Annotated in this window: 13 protein-coding genes; 9 read left to right on the top strand and 4 right to left on the bottom strand. The window is 69.1% G+C overall.

Annotation, left to right across the window (positions count from 1 at the left end; all coding sequences use genetic code 11):
- Positions 1 to 83: 83 nt before the first annotated feature.
- Positions 84 to 4,580 (bottom strand): translocation/assembly module TamB domain-containing protein, encoded by a 4,497-nt coding sequence (locus BMI01S_RS10075; RefSeq protein ID WP_051381381.1) that lies wholly within the window; start codon positions 4,578 to 4,580, stop codon positions 84 to 86.
- Positions 4,581 to 4,641: 61 nt separating this feature from the next.
- On the bottom strand, positions 4,642 to 6,327 hold the full coding sequence (locus BMI01S_RS10070; protein ID WP_081715878.1) for an autotransporter assembly complex protein TamA: 1,686 nt from the start codon (positions 6,325 to 6,327) through the stop codon (positions 4,642 to 4,644).
- A gap of 435 nt (positions 6,328 to 6,762) precedes the next feature.
- Here BMI01S_RS10070 and BMI01S_RS10065 point away from each other — a divergent pair, with 435 nt between their 5' ends.
- From BMI01S_RS10065 to panD, 4 genes are all read left to right on the top strand, one after another.
- Positions 6,763 to 6,948 carry a DUF3460 family protein gene (locus BMI01S_RS10065; RefSeq protein ID WP_028210549.1) on the top strand — a complete coding sequence of 62 codons (186 nt, stop codon included), beginning with the start codon at positions 6,763 to 6,765 and terminating at the stop codon, positions 6,946 to 6,948.
- Positions 6,948 to 7,862, top strand: coding sequence for a segregation and condensation protein A (locus BMI01S_RS10060; RefSeq protein ID WP_244145312.1), 915 nt, complete (start codon positions 6,948 to 6,950; stop codon positions 7,860 to 7,862). The genes BMI01S_RS10065 and BMI01S_RS10060 overlap by 1 nt, the downstream gene beginning before the upstream one ends.
- A gap of 310 nt (positions 7,863 to 8,172) precedes the next feature.
- Complete coding sequence (panC, locus tag BMI01S_RS10055) at positions 8,173 to 9,006, top strand: pantoate--beta-alanine ligase (RefSeq protein ID WP_028210550.1); 834 nt, start codon at positions 8,173 to 8,175, stop codon at positions 9,004 to 9,006.
- Between the two features lie 103 nt (positions 9,007 to 9,109).
- Positions 9,110 to 9,496: an aspartate 1-decarboxylase gene (gene panD / locus BMI01S_RS10050; RefSeq protein WP_028210551.1), complete on the top strand. Its 387-nt coding sequence runs from the start codon at positions 9,110 to 9,112 to the stop codon at positions 9,494 to 9,496.
- A 117-nt stretch (positions 9,497 to 9,613) separates the two neighbouring features.
- Here the strand turns inward: panD and BMI01S_RS10045 are convergent, their stop codons facing one another.
- Positions 9,614 to 10,240 carry a ParA family protein gene (locus BMI01S_RS10045; protein WP_028230574.1) on the bottom strand — a complete coding sequence of 209 codons (627 nt, stop codon included), beginning with the start codon at positions 10,238 to 10,240 and terminating at the stop codon, positions 9,614 to 9,616.
- A 209-nt stretch (positions 10,241 to 10,449) separates the two neighbouring features.
- Here BMI01S_RS10045 and BMI01S_RS10040 point away from each other — a divergent pair, with 209 nt between their 5' ends.
- On the top strand, positions 10,450 to 10,869 hold the full coding sequence (locus BMI01S_RS10040; RefSeq protein ID WP_028210553.1) for a PaaI family thioesterase: 420 nt from the start codon (positions 10,450 to 10,452) through the stop codon (positions 10,867 to 10,869).
- A gap of 22 nt (positions 10,870 to 10,891) precedes the next feature.
- Here the strand turns inward: BMI01S_RS10040 and BMI01S_RS10035 are convergent, their stop codons facing one another.
- Positions 10,892 to 12,415 (bottom strand): cobyric acid synthase, encoded by a 1,524-nt coding sequence (locus BMI01S_RS10035; RefSeq protein WP_238327662.1) that lies wholly within the window; start codon positions 12,413 to 12,415, stop codon positions 10,892 to 10,894.
- A gap of 170 nt (positions 12,416 to 12,585) precedes the next feature.
- Here BMI01S_RS10035 and cobU point away from each other — a divergent pair, with 170 nt between their 5' ends.
- From cobU to BMI01S_RS10015, 4 genes are read left to right on the top strand one after another with little or no spacing between them, the layout of a single operon-like run.
- Positions 12,586 to 13,140: a bifunctional adenosylcobinamide kinase/adenosylcobinamide-phosphate guanylyltransferase gene (gene cobU / locus BMI01S_RS10030; RefSeq protein WP_028230573.1), complete on the top strand. Its 555-nt coding sequence runs from the start codon at positions 12,586 to 12,588 to the stop codon at positions 13,138 to 13,140.
- Complete coding sequence (cbiB, locus tag BMI01S_RS10025) at positions 13,140 to 14,075, top strand: adenosylcobinamide-phosphate synthase CbiB (protein ID WP_028230572.1); 936 nt, start codon at positions 13,140 to 13,142, stop codon at positions 14,073 to 14,075. Before cobU ends, cbiB begins: the two co-directional genes overlap by 1 nt.
- Positions 14,068 to 15,102 carry a threonine-phosphate decarboxylase CobD gene (gene cobD / locus BMI01S_RS10020; RefSeq protein WP_028230571.1) on the top strand — a complete coding sequence of 345 codons (1,035 nt, stop codon included), beginning with the start codon at positions 14,068 to 14,070 and terminating at the stop codon, positions 15,100 to 15,102. The genes cbiB and cobD overlap by 8 nt, the downstream gene beginning before the upstream one ends.
- Positions 15,102 to 16,046, top strand: a complete 945-nt coding sequence (locus tag BMI01S_RS10015) for a cobalamin-binding protein (protein WP_042289058.1) — start codon at positions 15,102 to 15,104, stop codon at positions 16,044 to 16,046. Before cobD ends, BMI01S_RS10015 begins: the two co-directional genes overlap by 1 nt.
- The last annotated feature ends 9 nt before the right edge of the window (positions 16,047 to 16,055 follow it).

Raw genomic sequence — 16,055 nt, 5'->3', positions numbered from 1 at the left:
AATGCCGGCGCATAGCGACGACGGCCCGGTCATCGACATTCGACGACCGGGCCGCTCGTTTTCACAAAATCGTTTTCGCGTTGTTACCGGCGTAGGCGATCGAAGCGCCGCGTATACAGAATATCGGCGCCGTTGAACGTGCCGCCGTACACCACCAACGACCAGTAACGCGTCAGATTGATCGTCGCCTTCACCGCGTTCGAGGCCGACTGCAGGCCCTGCTCGTAGCCAATCACGAGCCGCTGGTTGATGGCCTTCGCGATCATCACGACCTCTGGGTCCGTCAGGCCGACCTGGCTGCGGCCGATCGAAAACTCGTCGAGTCCGATGCTCTGCGCGATGCGCTTGCCTTGCGCGCTGCCGAGCAACGCGAGCGCCGTGGTCATCGCGCTCTGCTGGCCGAGGTTGTTGCCCTGGTCGGTGCCGTGGCCAAAGAGCAGCCAGGAGAGCTTTTCGTTATCGGGCACGTTCGGCTCGGATACCAGCCGCGCCACGGGCGCCTGCACCGTGCCGGTCACCTGCACGCCCGCCTCGACTTGCTGGTTGCGGCGCATGGCGAGAATGTTGATGCCCGGATTGCCGACCGGCCCGTTGAACGTGAAGAAGCCATTCTCGATGTTGAGCTTGGTGCCGAATGCCGTGTAGGTGGATCCTTCGGTCACCCGCACGTTGCCGTCGGCGCGCAGCGGAACATCGGGCTCGCTGATCACCGTGATCGTGCCCGCGAGGCCGAGATCCGCGCCCTGCCCGCGGAAGCGGAAGTCGCGCCCGAGATCGATGGCGACGTTCGCGCGCGGCGCGAAACGCGGCGCGGGTTTCGTCGAGGCGGTCTCCCCGATGGGCGGTCTGCCGCCCGACGTGCTGCCGTCGGGGCGCACGATCACCACGTCGTCGCCGAGCGAGGGCGCGGGCGATTCGGGCATGTCGAAGAGCGCATGATCGACGGTGAACTTGCCGTCGATCTGCATGCCGCCCAGGTGCCCGCCGTTGGCGATGCTCGCGCTGCCCGAGAGCGATAGCTTGCGGTCGGGGGAGGCAAAGAGCTCGAGCTTGTCGGCGACGATGCTCGCCGTGAGATCGGGTTCGGCGTTGTCGAGGCGCACACGGCCCGTCGCGCGCAGCGTGCCGCTTGTCGCCCCGTGGAACTCAACTTGCTGGAAGTCGACGAGATTGTGCGAAAGCGCAATGTGGATCACACCGTCCTTCAGCTCCACGCCTTGATCGACCATGGTGGCCGACAGGCCGTCGCCGACCAGCGAACCGGTGAGATCAGGCTTCGCTACGGTGCCGGCGAGCGCGAGCTGCAGCGCGAGATGGCCTTCGAGCAGATAGCTCGGTCCAAAGAGGCCGCCCGTCGTTCGCAGCGAGGGCACGTTCGCCGTGATCGTGCCGCCGATCGGGGCCTCGTCCGCAACGGTGAGGATGCCGTCGCGCGGCATGAGCGTCGTGTGGGCGTCGATATCGAGGACCCCAACGCGGCTCGCCTGCGCGCGTGCCGTGAACGTGAGCCGGTTGCCGCCGCTGAAGGCCGCGCGTGCCTGGAGCTCGCCGATGCCGAGCGAAGCAAAGCCGCGGCCGATCGCGGCCGTGATGTCGCCCGAGTGGCGCTTGAGCTGCACGTAGCCATTCGCGCTCTGGCCAACGGAGAAGTCCCAGTCGCCATCGAACACGAGATCGGTCCTGAGCGTGGACGTCTCGCCCGTGTACTGCTGCCGCAGTTGCATGATGCGCGCGAGCGAAACGTTCCTGAGCGTGCCAGCCGAACGGATGCTGCCATGGTCGAGGTCGAACGACTTGAGCTCGAGCGAAGCGCCTTCGGCCACGATGCGCGTCGCGCCCAGCGTGACCTTGCCCGCGCCCGCGCTCACCGTCATCGGCGCCTGAAGCTTCACGCCGGGCGAGCCGCGGTTCTCGAGCTGCGTGAGCGTGCCGTTCCAGCGCCTGCCCTCGCGCGTCTCCTGGAGGCCGCCGTTTGCGGCCACCGCCAGATCGATCGGCTGGCCCTGGACCTTGCCTTTCGCGTTCGCGGTGAGCGTGTGCTTCGCGCGGGTGCCGTCAAGGCGCGCGTTGAGCGTCGCGATATCGACGCCCGCCACGGCGACATCGCTCGCGTCCGTGCTGAAGGCGAGCGCGCCGTTCGCGCCGTCGCGCGCGAGCGCCTTGCCCTCTGCATGGCCGACGCGGTTATCGCCGAACACGACGTGATCGGCCCGGTAGTCGAACGAGACGTCGGGATGGGCGAAGCTGCCGGTCAGATCGCCGTTCGCCGCGAGCTGCCCCGCAATGCCGAAGCCGAGCCGGTCGAGCTGCGGCGCGTCCACGCGAAAGCGCAGCCGGTCGCCGGGCGCGCCGAAGCTGCCCTCCAGATCGACGATATTGCCCGCGACCGAGAGGTTCGCACGGCTTGGCAGAATGCGCGAACCCGCCAGCTGAATGACACCCTGGCCCGTGAGCGGCAAGTCGTCGTAGACGCTCGGGCCGAGCTTGAACTCCGCCTTCGTCGTGAAGGCGGGCGCGAGCGTGCCGCTCGCGTTGAGCGTGCCGTTCACGCGCGCCTCGATGCGGCGGGTGGCGCGTACGGGCGCAGGGCTCGGTCTCGCTGCGGGCCTGGCCGCCCCGCCCTGCTCCGTCTGCTTCGCAATGTCCACTCGCTTTTGCTCGGCAGCCTGTTCGCCCGATTGCGCGGGATTGAGCGCCGGGTTGAGCGCGGGATTGAGCGCGAGATTGCGCTTCGGGTTGAGCGCGTCGGCGGCGTGCGCGGGCGCCGGGGCGTGCGTTGGCCGGGCGCTCGCGCTCGTCGTCCTGGGCGTCGGGCGCGCCGGTGTTTGCGACGTCAGCGAGAGCGGGTCGAAATCGGTCAGCACCGCCTTCAACTGATACGTCGAGCTGGCGTCGTGCTTGAGCGCGCCGGACAGGTCGATGCGACCTGCGCCCGACGTCAGCCGCACGTCGCTGAACGACAGGCGCGCAGGATCCTGCGTCACCTTGCCCTGCACGCGCAGCGCCGCCCGCGGATCGGCGAGATCGAGCGTGACGCTCTGCACGTCGCCATTGAGCCGCACGCCGACCGGCCCCGCGAACTGCGTGGCGCGCACGCTGGACTGGATCGCGTTGAGGTCGAGCCCGGCCACCTTCAGGTCGAAGCGGCCGTCGCGCCCGCTGATGGTGCCGCCGCCCGTGATCGTCGCGTTCTTCATGAGGCGCACGGCGAGCTTCGGGATACGCTGCGTCTTCGCATCGAGCACGACGTCCGCTTGAGCGTCGATGAGTGGCAGCAGCTTCTCGTCGATCGCGCCGGGCTTCGCGTTCACGATCGAGACCGTGCCCGCCACCGTCAAGCCCGCGACATCGCGGCGTGCGCCGGCCGCAGACGCAGATGCCGCCGTAGCTGCGGATCCCGCCGCCGTGCCGGAAGCCGTTGCGCCAGGCTTCGTGCCGGCCTTCGGCGCCGAGGCCCCGGCCGGCACTGACGCGGGCGCCCCCTGCGAAGCCGCGGCAACGCCAGAGGCCGCCGCCAGCGCCGCCGGCACGCCCGCCGCGCCGCCCGGCACCGGCTGCAGTTGCGCGCGCAGCGCGAGATCGGCAAACGGCGCGCCCGGCGCGAACGCCTGCGGGTTGACGTGATCGAAGGCGAGCGTCGCCCGCTGCAGGGGCACCGAGGCGAACGGCGCGGCCTCCACATGGGCGCGGCCCGTGAGCTTCATGCCGCTCGCCACGATCTCGGCCGTGAGCGCCTCGAGCGAACCGGCCAGGTTCGCGCTCACCTGCACGTCTTCGCCGTTCACCTTGCCGGAATAGCCAACATCGCCGGTGAGCGCGAAGGGCCGCACGCCGTCGAGCTTCGCCTCGGCGCTCACGGCGCCAAACGGCGTGTCGAGACGCTCGATGGCGGCCTCGTGATGACGGCCGTCGCTGCGGCCGTGGAACTGGAGCCGCGAGTACTCGCTGGTCGACGTGCCTTCGTGCAGCGTGAGCTTGTCGACGCGCAGGTCGCGGATCTCGAGCCCGAGCGGCAGCTCCAGGTTCTCCGGCAGCGTCATGGACGTCGAAGGCTCGTGCGACGGCACGATGCGCATCTCGACGTCGCCGATATGCAGATAGTCCACCACGAAGCGCCACGGCCCCTGGCCGAAGCCGTGCAGCGCCCATTGGCCGCCGATGCGGTCCACCTTGAGCGTGGTGCCGTCCGCGCCGCGCCAGCTCACGTCGGAAAACCGCACGCCGCTCGCGAGCGTGCCGCCTTCGAGCCTGCCTGCGAGCTTGCCGTCGAGCAGCCTGACCGCCGCGCGCCACGCGAACGCCGTGCCGCGCTCGGTGGTCAGCAGGCCATGGATCCCGCCGGCGATGAGCCCGACGATCAGCACCGGCACGACGATCGCCCAGGCGAGCGCCTTCCACAGGCTGCGTCCACGGCGCGGCGGCGGCGCGTCGCCATTGCCGCCATCCTGGCCGCCGCTCGCCCCCCTTTGGCCGCCGGTGTCATGGCCAGCGGCGTCGTCCGGCCGGCCGCTTGCCTCCCCCGGCGGCACCGCGAACGCGGCAGACCGCCAGGGCAGCGCCGCGAAACGGCGCGCGCTCATGCGGCCACCCCACCGTGCGGCGAAGGTGTCGAACCGAAAGCGAGCAGCGAGCGCGTCGTCATCAGAAGGCGATCCCGAGAGTCAGATAAGGACGCACGCTGTGAGTGCGAAAACCATAGGCGAGATCGAGGTTGACCGGCCCGACCGGGCTGCGCCAGCGCGCGCCGATCCCGGCACCCGGGTCGAACTGCTTCTCGCCCCAGGTGTCGGTGGCCGTGCCCACGTCGAAGAACACGGCGCCACCCCAGTCGCGGGTCCACCAGTGCTGGTACTCGGCCGATCCGGTAACGAGATACTTCGTCGGCAGGATCGAGCCCGACACGTTGTTGCCGATACTCTGGAACGAGTAGCCACGCACCGAGTTCGAGCCGCCCGCGCGAAACAGCAGCGAGGCGGGCACGCCGCTCGAAGGTCCGCTCGTGAACACGCCGCCCAGCTCCGCGCGGAACAGCATGAGATCGGAACGGCCGATCGGCAGGTATTGCTGGCCGCGCATGTAGCCGCGCAAGAAGCTTTGCTCGGCCCCCAGGTTCTTCAGCGCGAGGCCTGCCTCCACGCGAATGATGTTGCCGCTGCGCGGAAATATCGGGTCGTCGACATTGCGGCGCGTCCAGCCCCAGGTCGGCACGAGCGCGTAAGCCCTCGACGACGGCCCTACGTTCTGCGTGAGGCGGTCGTCGTAGAACATCAGCGCATAGGCATAGTCGATGTTCTGCGAGGTGCGCGTGCGCTGCACGCCGACGCGCGCGCTGTAGATATTCGTATCCGACACGTCGGTCGTCGTGTACGAAGCGACGAGGCTGTTGGTCCAGGCGCGCGGTCCCGGCGGCATCGAAAGCTGGACCTGGCCGAACTTCTGGATCTGGTCCAGCCGCCCCTGCACCTGGAACGGCCAGGCCGCCCCGAACGTGTTCAGGTAGGTGTACGAGCCCTGGACGTGCGCGCCGGTGTCGGTCGAATAGCCCACGCCGCCGCGAAAGCTGTTGTACGGGAACTCGCTCACCTTCACGTGCACGGGCGTCTCGAGCGGCTTTTGCGTATTGGCGTCGACGTCGATGGCCACGCTCGCGTAGTACGGCGTGTTCTGGACCTGGCGCTGCAGTTCGGCCACGCGCTTGAGGTCGTAGACTTCGCCCGGCGAGAGCGGATTCACGTTGTCGATGATTTCGGCCGGGTAGCGCCGCGTGCCCGATACGTCGAGCTTGCCCACCGTGAAGGTCGGCCCGCTGTCGAACGTCACGGAAAGCTGCGCGTCGTGCATGAGCGGATCGACGCGCGCCTCGGAGTGCACGATTTTCGCGCCCAGGTAGCGGCGCGCCTGCAGCGCCTTGAGCGAGGCGTTCTTGGCGTCGTCCCAGCCCGACTGCGTGAAGGCGTCGCCCTCGTGCAGCGAAAATGCGAAGCGCGCGGTGTTCTCCTGCGCGGTATCCTCCGTGAGCACCGGGCCGCGAAAGACGAGCTTCACCGATGAGATCGTCGTGCGCGGGCCCGCGTCGACGCTCACCCGCACATGCCGCCTGCCGTCGATGGTGCGTACGTCGGTGCGCACCACCGGCGTGAAATAGCCGTAGGTCGCGGCGAGGTCGCTGACCTGCCGTGGGATCGCGGTCACGAGGAATTCGAACTGGTCCTCGTTCACGTCGGCTCGCGTGGCGAAGCGCGAAATATCGAGGTGCGCCTCGAGCAGCTTGCGCAGCTCGCGCGGGGAGGCCTCGATCTCGACGTCGTAGTAGGTGCGCGCACGCATCCACGGCAGGAGGCTGGCGAGGTCGGCCCGCGCGGGCGTTGGCGCAGACAGGCAGACGGCGAGGCACGCGGTCAGACACGCGGCGAGCCATGGCCGCGCCGCCCGCGAGGGACGACGCCGTGCGCACAACGCTTCGATCACCCTTCCCGCCAAACAACACCTCCGGCCGTCGTAGAACTGGTTGCCACCGGCTGCGCCGTTCGCGCGCAGGGCACGGGACGCGGCATCGGGCGCAAACGCGTTATTTCACCACATCGGCGTGTCAGAACCCCGCAAGGAGGCGCAAAACGTGCCACAACGCTCCGCGATGTGAAACGCAAGGGGCGCGAACGAAGCGCGCATGTTACGCAGCGGTGGCTTGCGGTAAAATTGCGGCCGACAGAATTAGCGGCGCGGTGCAATCAGGCGCCCCGCCTTACTGGACGGACGTCAGCCATGTATCAGTCGGACATCACGCAGTTCCTGAACCAGCTCAAGCAGCAAAAGCCGCAGCTCGAAGAGCAGCAACGCAAGGGCCGTGCGCTCCTGTGGGACAAGCAGCCGCTCGACCTCGACGAGCGCGAGCGTCAGCAGGCTTCGCGCGTGAAGCAAACGTCTTACGTCTACTACCAGAACTTCTGATGGCCGAGGCCGACCGGGCCGGCGCGCCGCCACCGGGCGAGCACGCGGCCAGTCACGGGGGCCACGCCGCCGGGCAGACGCCCGGTGAAGCGCTGGCCACGCCCGCCACCGACTCGACACCCGACACCATCGACGGCGTCGCGTTCGCGCGCCTCTATGGCGAGCCGCTCTTCAAGCTCCCGCAGGACCTGTATATCCCGCCGGATGCGCTCGAAGTCTTCCTGGAGACTTTCGAAGGCCCGCTCGACCTGCTGCTCTACCTCATCCGCAAGCAGAACTTCAACGTCCTCGACATCCCGATGGCGGAGGTCACCACGCAGTACCTCGGCTACGTCGAGCAACTGCGCAAGACCAACCTCGAACTCGCGGCCGAATATCTGCTGATGGCTGCCATGCTCATCGAGATCAAGTCGCGCATGCTGCTGCCGGTCAAGAAGGCCGACACGGGCGAAGAGGCGGAAGACCCGCGCGCCGAACTCGTGCGCCGCCTGCTCGAATACGAGCAGATGAAGCTCGCCGCCCAGCGCATCGACCGCCTGCCGCAACTGGGCCGCGACTTCCTGCGCGCCGAGGTCTATATCGAGCAGAGCATCACGCCGCGCTTCCCGGACGTGGACTGCAACGACCTGCGCGCCGCCTGGGCCGACGTCATCAAGCGCGCGAAGCTCGTTCAGCATCACAAGATCTCGCGCGAGGAACTCTCGGTGCGCGAGCACATGAGCATCATCCTGCGCCGCCTCCAGGGCGAGCGCTTCATGGAGTTCTCCGAGCTTTTCGACACCACGCGCGGCGTGCCCGTCGTGGTCGTGAACTTCATCGCGATGCTGGAGCTTTCGCGCGAATCGCTCATCGAGATCACCCAGCCCGAGCCGTTCGCCCCGATCTACGTGCGGCTCGCGTATCTGCCGGCTTGATCCCGAGGCTGACGCCTTCGCAGGCGGGCGCGCCGGGCGCGGTGAACCCGGAAACAGGATCGTATCGCGGGAGAGTGCCGGCTGGTCCGCATAGCGGAACACCAGGAAAAGCCCTCTGCCGGGGCGGGTGCGCCGGGCTCGCAAATCCACTACAATCGCCCGCGCCTGCCCGGTCTCATCCCACATATGGGAACATGAAATACTGCGCGGACCGGGCGCGCGACGTCCGCTCCGGGCCCATCGTCCGGATCTCCGGCTTGCGGCCGTGCAACCCAAGTCTTGCCCCGCGCGAGGCATAACGCATCCAATCATGAAAGTCATCAGCTCGATTCAGGAATTGCGCGACCAGCTGCGCGGCCAAAACCGCACCGCGTTCGTGCCGACCATGGGCAACCTGCACGAAGGCCATCTCTCGCTGATGCGCCTCGCGCGCCAGCATGGCGACCCGGTCGTGGCGAGCATCTTCGTCAACCGGCTGCAGTTCGGCCCGAACGAGGACTTCGACAAGTATCCGCGCACGCTCCAGGACGACATCGAGAAGCTGCAGAAGGAAAACGTCTACGTGCTGTTCGCCCCGACCGAGCGCGACATGTACCCGCAGCCGCAGGAATACCGCGTGCGCCCGCCGCACGATCTCGGCGACATCCTGGAGGGCGAATTCCGCCCCGGCTTCTTCGAGGGCGTGTGCACCGTCGTCATGAAGCTGATGTCGTGCGTGCAGCCGCGCGTGGCCGTGTTCGGCAAGAAGGACTACCAGCAGCTCATGATCGTGCGCGCGATGTGCCAGCAGTTCGCGCTGCCCACCGACGTGATCGCGGCCGAAACGGTGCGCGACACCGACGGTCTCGCGCTCAGCTCGCGCAACCGCTACCTTTCCGAAGCCGAGCGCGCCGAGGCGCCGCAACTGGCCGGCGTGCTGCGCGCGATCCGCGAGTCGGTGCTGGCGGGCCGCCGCGATTTCCAGCAGCTCGAGCTCGACGCCATGGCGACGCTCGCCGCACGCGGCTGGAAGCCCGACTACATCGCGATCCGCAAGCGTGTGAACCTGCTGCCGCCCGCCCCCGGCCAGGGCGACGAGCCGCTCGTCGTGCTGGCCGCGGCGAAGCTCGGCCCGACGCGTCTCATCGACAATCTCGAGATCTGAGCCCGCAGGACCGCCGCGCCCCATTCCGCCAGATTCCGCCTATCCGTATTTTTGCGCCTGATCCGTGGCGGCCCGCCCGCCCTTGCGCCTGAGGAGACACACCATGCAACGCCATATGCTCAAGTCGAAGATCCACCGCGTCGCGGTCACGCACTGCGAGCTGCACTACGAAGGCTCGTGCGCCATCGACGAGAACCTGCTCGAAGCGGCGAACATCGTCGAGAACGAGCGCATCGACATCTGGAACATCAACAATGGCGAGCGCTTCACGACCTACGCGATCAAGGGCGAGCGCGGCAGCGGCATGATCTCGCTGAACGGTTCGGCCGCACGCCGCGCGCAGCTGGGCGACCTCGTGATCATCGCGGCCTTCGCGAATGTGGAAGAAGAAGAGCTCAAGGCCGGCTGGAAGCCGAACCTCGTGTTCGTCGACGAGAACAACCGCATCAAGGGCAGCCGCGACCACGTGCCCACGCAAAGCTGGAGCTGAGCGGAAGGCCGGCGGCGCGGCTCGCGGCCAGCGCCGGCGCCTGCCGGCGGCTTGTTTGGCGCTAATGTGCCGCTTCTATGCCGCTTGGTCGCCGCTTGGTCGCCGCTTGTTCGCCGCTTATTTCCCGTCCACCCAGCCGAGAATCGACTGCCACTGGTCGAGATCCTTCTCGACCCGGCTCTTCGCCACGTCCCACAGCGTGAGGCCGTGCGCGGCGAGCTGCACGTAGTTCTGCGTATCGCGCAGATAGCCCAGCACGGGCAGATCGAGCCCCTCCACGAAGCGTTGCAGCTGCTCGGCCGAGCGCGTGCGCGCGTCCACGCGCATGCCGACCACGCCCACCTGGATGTTACCCTTGCGCACCGCCTTTTCTTTCGCGAGGCGGTTCAGAAAGTCCTGGGTGGCGAGAATGTCGAACATCGAAGGCTGTAGCGGCACGATCACCTTGTCCGCCAGCTCGATGATCGACGCGAGACGGTTGCCGTGCAGGCCCGCGGGCGTGTCGATGACGGCGTGCTCGAGTCCCCTGGGCGGCTTCGCCGGATTGTCCAGATCGACCTGCCAGCTTTCGATCGGCGGCAGCGTCGCGGCCCGCAGATCGAGCCACGCGTGCGAGGACTGCTGCCGGTCGAGGTCCGCGAGCGCGACCCACTCGCCCTGTGCGGCGAAGTAGCCGGCCAGATTGGTGGACAGCGTGCTCTTGCCCACGCCGCCCTTGGGATTCGCCACCACGATTACCGTCATGAATACTCCCGTCAGGATGGCTGGCGCGTGGGCCAGCCGGTTTGCCGTGAATTTGCTCGATGCGCTGCTCGATGCCTTGCGAGGCGACTTGCCGGTTAGGCAGCGAACCGGATCAACCGTCCGATAATATCGACAATTTGCGCGCCGCCGAAGCCCCCCAGCTGCGCGCACCACAATCTTCATATCAAATTCGGGAGACTGACCGACCCATGAGCACCCTACGCCACGACATCACGATCGAGTCCCTGCTCGAGCGCCAGCGCGGCCGTCTGCCCGAGCTGCTTGGCTTTCGCCCGCTTGCCCTCGAGCAAGGCGAGCTGCGCGCCGAGCTCGACATTCGCAGCGACCTGCTCGCCCCCAACGGCTTTCTGCACGCCGCCACCGTGATCGGCCTCGCCGACACCGCCTGCGGCTACGCCTGCTTCGCCCACCTGCCCCCGACCGCGAAGAACTTCACGACCCTCGAGATCAAGAGCAACCACCTCGGCACCGCCCGCGAAGGCACGATCTCGGCCGTTGCGACGGGCGTGCACCTCGGGCGCAGCACGCAGGTCTGGGACGCCACGGTAAGCGGCCCGGACGGCAAGACCATCGCGCTTTTCCGCTGTACCCAGATGGTGCTCTACTGAGCACGCCCGGCGCGCCGCGCATTCAGCCGATCGCGCCGAACACCTTCTGTAGATCGAGGCTCGCCGCCAGCGTATCCGCGAGCCGCTCTAGCGACGCCTCGCGCAACGCCGGATAGTCCACGGTGCGCGCCGCCGCGAGCCCGGCCCAGCGCAGGAGCGCGACGCACGCCTCGGGCGTGTCGAAGAGGCCGTGCACGTAGGTCGCGAGGATCTGGCCATCCGCGGAGCACGCGCCGTCCGGGCGCGTTGCCGTTTCCGGCCGGCCCCCGGCGGCGGCCGCTAGCCACATCGCGGGGCGATCGAGCGCGCGCCCGCGCGTCTCGCCCATATGAATCTCATACCCCGCCACGCGCGCCTCACCGGCGCCTTCCAGCGCGAGCGCGCCCGTCACGTTCTTGAGCGTCTTCTCGCGCGTGAGCTCGGTTTCGTAGTCGAGCCAGCCGAAGCCTTCCACCGCCCCCGGTTCGCCCTCCACGCCATGCGGATCGGCGATCGTGTGTCCGAGCATCTGCATGCCGCCGCAAATGCCGATCACCCGGCCACCGTAGCGCAGGTGCCGCGCGAGCGCCGTCTCCCAGCCCTGGGCGCGCAGCCAGGCGAGATCGTCGCGCACGTTCTTCGAGCCTGGAAGAATCACGAGATCGGCAGCGGGCGGCGCTTCGCCCGTGCGCACGTAGGTGAAATCGACCTGCGGATGAGCGCGCAGCGCGTCGAAGTCGGTATGGTTGCTGATGTGCGGCAGCGCCGGCACGACCACGCGCAGCGTCTCACCCTCGGCCTGCGACGCGCCGCTGCGGGCCGCGCCCGGCAGCATGTCCTCGGCGTCGAGCGTGAGGCCGTGCAGGTATGGGACGACACCGAGCACCGGCTTGCCCGTCTGCGCTTCGAGCCATGCGAGGCCGGGCTCCAGCAGCGAACGATCGCCGCGAAAGCGGTTGATGACGAAGCCCTTCACGCGCGCTCGCTCGCTCGCGGAAAGACAGGCCAGCGTGCCGATCAGATGCGCGAACACGCCGCCACGGTCGATGTCGGCGACGAGCACGACCGGGCAATCGACCGCTTCGGCGAAACCCATGTTGGCGATGTCGTTGGCGCGCAGGTTGATCTCGGCGGGACTGCCCGCGCCTTCCACGAACACGGTGTCGTAGCGCTCGCGCAGCCGCCCATAGGACGCGAGCACGGCCTCGCGCGCGAGCGGCTTGTAATCCTGGTACGCGCGCGCGTTGAGGTTCATGCGCGCCTTGCCGTGGATGATGACCTGCGAGCCGAGGTCGCTGTTGGGCTTGAGCAGCACCGGATTGAGGTCGGTGTGCGCCTCGATGCCGGCGGCGACGGCCTGCAGCGCCTGCGCGCGCCCGATCTCGCCGCCGTCCACGGTCACGGCGCTGTTGAGCGCCATGTTCTGCGGCTTGAATGGCGCGACACGCGCGCCCGCGCGGCGCGCGAGACGGCACAGGCCGGCGACGAGCGTGCTTTTGCCGGCGTCGGACGTCGTGCCCTGGATCATCAGCGCACCTTGCGGCACGGCGGGTAGCTTTGCGGTCATGAAGCGAATGGCAGGTGATGCGTGGGCCCGGAAGACACCGGCAGGCGCGAAAAGGAGAGAGCGCATTATCCCATCGCCCCGCCAGGCACTGCAGGTGCGCGGCGCGACGTTGGCCGACGGGACAACCGCCAGGATAACGACGCCACAAAGGCAGCCGTTACAATCACGCGATGAATTCGCGCGACCTCACCTTCATCGTCGGCGGCGCGCGCTCGGGCAAGAGCGCGCATGCCGAACGCCTCGCCGCGGCGAGCGGCCTGCCGGTCACCTATATCGCCACCGCGCGCGTGACCGGCGACGCCGAGTTCGCCGAGCGCATCGCCCACCATCGCGCGCGCAGGCCCGCGCACTGGGCGCTCGCCGAGGCGCCGCTCGACCTCGCGGGCGCGCTCGACGCCACGGCGGCGCCCAGCCAGTGCGTGCTGATCGACTGCCTCACGCTCTGGCTCGCGAACCTCCTTTGCCCGGCCGACTCCGATGCGCCGCTGCCCGGCTGGCAAGCCCGCCTCGACGCCTTCGCCGCCGCCTGCGAGCGCGCACAGGGCACGGTGCTCGTGGTGAGCAACGAGATCGGCATGGGCGTGGTGCCGCTCGGCGCCGCGACGCGTCTTTACGTGGACGAACTCGGCCGCCTCAATCAGCGCATCGCGGCGCTCGCCGACCGGGCCACGCTCGTCGCCGCGGGCCTGCCGCTCGTGCTCAAGGCACCGCCGCGGACCTCATGATGCTCACGCTGCCCGTCACTGCCGCGCTCGCCGTGGCCGGCGTCGCCGTGGACCGTTGGCTCGGCGAGCCGCGCCAAGCGCATCCTCTCGTCGCCTTCGGCCGCTTCGCGAACGCCATCGAGGCGCGCCTGAACACGGGCCGGCGTGGCCGCCCGCTCGGTCTGCTCGCATGGCTCGCGGCCGTCGCGCCGCCCGTCGTTCTCGCCGCGCTGCTGTGCGCGCTGCTGCCTTGGCCGCTCGCGTGGGCGTTGCACGTCGCGCTGCTGTGGTTCGCGCTCGGCGCGCGCAGCCTCGCGGAGCACATCGCGCCGATCGGCGCGGCGCTCGCGCGGCGCGACCTCGCCGCCGCGCGCAAATTGACCGGCCGCATCGTCTCGCGCGACACGCATGAGGCGGACGCGACCGCGCTCTCGCGCGCCGCCGTCGAATCGGCGCTCGAAAACGGCAACGACGCGATCTTCGGCGCGCTGTTCTGGTTCGCGCTCGCGGGCGGCCCGGGTGCCCTCGCGTTTCGTCTGGCCAACACGCTCGACGCGATGTGGGGCTACCGCACGCCGCGCTTCCTGCGTTTTGGCTGGGCGGCCGCGCGCATCGACGACGTCCTCAACTGGATCCCGGCGCGCCTCACCGCCGCGAGCTACGCGCTGCTCGGCGATACGCGCACGGCGCTGCGCTGCTGGCGCGAGCAGGCGCCTCGCTGGGAAAGCCCGAACGCGGGGCCGGTGATGGCGTCCGGCGCGGGCAGCCTGAACGTGCTGCTGGGGGGCGCGGCCGTTTATCACGGCATGCTGGAGGAGCGCCCGGCGCTCGGCGCGGGCTCGCCGCCACGCGCGCAGCACGTGGATGCGGCGCTGCGCCTCGTGGAGCGCACCACGATCCTGTGGCTCGCGGCGCTGCTCGCCCTGGCCTTTGCGAGCGTGGCCACCCATGTTTGAGAAGCCAGCCACGCTCGTCGCGCACGGCGGCAATCTGCACGAAGCGGCGCAGCGCTACGGCATCGCCTGGGAGGCATGGATCGACCTCTCGACCGGCATCAATCCGCATGGCTACCCGGTGCCGCCGGTGCCCGCGGCAGCATGGCGACGCCTGCCCGACGAGGGCGACGGCCTCGCTGCCTGCGCCGCTCGCTACTATGGCGCCCCCGACGCGCGGCATGTGCTGCCCGTGGCGGGCAGCCAGGCCGCGATCCGCGCGCTGCCCGCACTGCTGCCGCGCGCAGGTGAAGTGTGCGTGGCGATCGCACCGCTTACCTACGGCGAGTACGCACCCGCTTTCGCGCGGGCGGGCCACGAGATCGTGCCGCTCGACCTCACGCTCGACGCGTTGCCCGATGGCATCGCGCATGTCGTCGTGGTGAATCCCAACAATCCCACTGCCGCGCATGTCGCTGCGGCCCGTCTACTGCACTGGCGTGCACAACTTGCGGCGCGCGGCGGCACGCTGATCGTCGACGAAGCTTTTGCCGATGCATTCGGTACCGAACGGTCCGAAACGGTTGCGCACGCAACCGGTCTCGAAGGACTCGTCGTGCTGCGCTCGCCAGGCAAGTTCTTCGGGATTGCGGGCGCGCGCTGCGGCTTCGCGCTTGGCGCGCCCGATCTGCTGGACGCGTTGCGCGCGCATCTGGGCGCGTGGACCGTGAGCGGCCCCGCGCGCCACGCGGTCACGCATGCGTTCGAAGACAGCGCGTGGCAAAGCGCAATGCGCATTTGCCTCGCAGACGAAAGCGCGCGACTCGTCGCGCTTTTGCGCGCTCACGGCTTCGCGCCGCACGCCACGCCGCTTTTCGCCTGGATCACGGACCCCCGCGCGCCGGCGCTGCAGGACGCGCTCGCGCGGCACGCGGTATGGACACGCCGCTTCGACGCACCGGCCAGCTTGCGTTTCGGGCTGCCCGCGAACGACGACGAATGGCGCCGCCTGGAAGACGCGCTCGCGCAAGCCATGCGGGCGATCGGCTGATGCGCGCGGCCGCCTTTGCGCTTGTCGCCAGGTCCATCGCCAGGTTTGTCGCCCAGCTTGCGTTCGCTGCCGTGGCCCTCGGCCCGTGCGCCGCTCGTGCCACCGTCACCGCCATCGACGATGCGGGCAACACCGTCACGCTCCCCGCGCCCGCGCAGCGCGTGGTGAGCCTGGCGCCCCACGTGACCGAGCTGCTCTACGCTGCCGGCGGCGGCGCGAAGCTGGTCGGCGCCGTGGCCTACAGCGATTACCCACCCGAAGCGCAGCATGTGCCGCGCGTGGGCGACAACCGCGCGCTCGACCTCGAACGCATCGCCACGCTCAAGCCCGACCTGATCGTGGTCTGGCGTCACGGCAACGCGCAGCAACAGCTCGACCGCCTGCGCGCGCTGCACATTCCGCTCTTTTTCAGCGAGCCGCACGAACTCGACGACGTCGCGACCTCGCTCACGCGCCTCGGCGCACTGCTCGGCACCGACGCCACGGCGCAGGCCGCGGCCGCCGCCTACCGCCGTGACATCGCGCAGCTACGCGCGCGCTATGCGCGGCGCGCGCCCGTAAGCGTCTTCTATGAAGTCTGGGATCAGCCGCTGATGACCATCAACGGCTCGCACATGATCAGCGACGTGATCGCGCTATGTGGTGGCCGCAACATCTTCGCGGCGCTCAAGCCGCTCGTGCCGACCGTTTCGACCGAAGCGGTGCTGGCCGCCAATCCCGATGCGATCGTCACGGCCTCGCAAGGCGCGACTTCGCCGGATCGTCCGCTGCCGAGCCTCGAGCGCTGGCGCGCGTGGCCCGCGCTTGCCGCAGTCGCGCACGGCAATCTCTTCGCCATCGACGGCGATCTGCTCACCCGCCCCACACCGCGCATCGCCCAGGGTGCGGCGCAGCTTTGCGGGGATCTCGAACACACCCGCTCGCGCGATGCTGCCTCGCATTGATTGGAGATC

The organism is Paraburkholderia mimosarum LMG 23256 = NBRC 106338, assembly GCF_000739815.1.
In the GTDB taxonomy this organism is placed as follows: Bacteria; Pseudomonadota; Gammaproteobacteria; order Burkholderiales; family Burkholderiaceae; genus Paraburkholderia; species Paraburkholderia mimosarum.
This window is presented reverse-complemented; position numbering and strand designations above follow the sequence as displayed.

Coding starts and splice junctions, on each gene's coding strand:
- BMI01S_RS10075 (WP_051381381.1), bottom strand. CDS start 4,580: ATGAGCGCGCGCCGTTTCGCGGCGCTGCCCTGGCGGTCTGCCGCGTTC.
- BMI01S_RS10070 (WP_081715878.1), bottom strand. CDS start 6,327: ATGCGTGCGCGCACCTACTACGACGTCGAGATCGAGGCCTCCCCGCGC.
- BMI01S_RS10065 (WP_028210549.1), top strand. CDS start 6,763: ATGTATCAGTCGGACATCACGCAGTTCCTGAACCAGCTCAAGCAGCAA.
- BMI01S_RS10060 (WP_244145312.1), top strand. CDS start 6,948: ATGGCCGAGGCCGACCGGGCCGGCGCGCCGCCACCGGGCGAGCACGCG.
- panC (WP_028210550.1), top strand. CDS start 8,173: ATGAAAGTCATCAGCTCGATTCAGGAATTGCGCGACCAGCTGCGCGGC.
- panD (WP_028210551.1), top strand. CDS start 9,110: ATGCAACGCCATATGCTCAAGTCGAAGATCCACCGCGTCGCGGTCACG.
- BMI01S_RS10045 (WP_028230574.1), bottom strand. CDS start 10,240: ATGACGGTAATCGTGGTGGCGAATCCCAAGGGCGGCGTGGGCAAGAGC.
- BMI01S_RS10040 (WP_028210553.1), top strand. CDS start 10,450: ATGAGCACCCTACGCCACGACATCACGATCGAGTCCCTGCTCGAGCGC.
- BMI01S_RS10035 (WP_238327662.1), bottom strand. CDS start 12,415: ATGACCGCAAAGCTACCCGCCGTGCCGCAAGGTGCGCTGATGATCCAG.
- cobU (WP_028230573.1), top strand. CDS start 12,586: ATGAATTCGCGCGACCTCACCTTCATCGTCGGCGGCGCGCGCTCGGGC.
- cbiB (WP_028230572.1), top strand. CDS start 13,140: ATGCTCACGCTGCCCGTCACTGCCGCGCTCGCCGTGGCCGGCGTCGCC.
- cobD (WP_028230571.1), top strand. CDS start 14,068: ATGTTTGAGAAGCCAGCCACGCTCGTCGCGCACGGCGGCAATCTGCAC.
- BMI01S_RS10015 (WP_042289058.1), top strand. CDS start 15,102: ATGCGCGCGGCCGCCTTTGCGCTTGTCGCCAGGTCCATCGCCAGGTTT.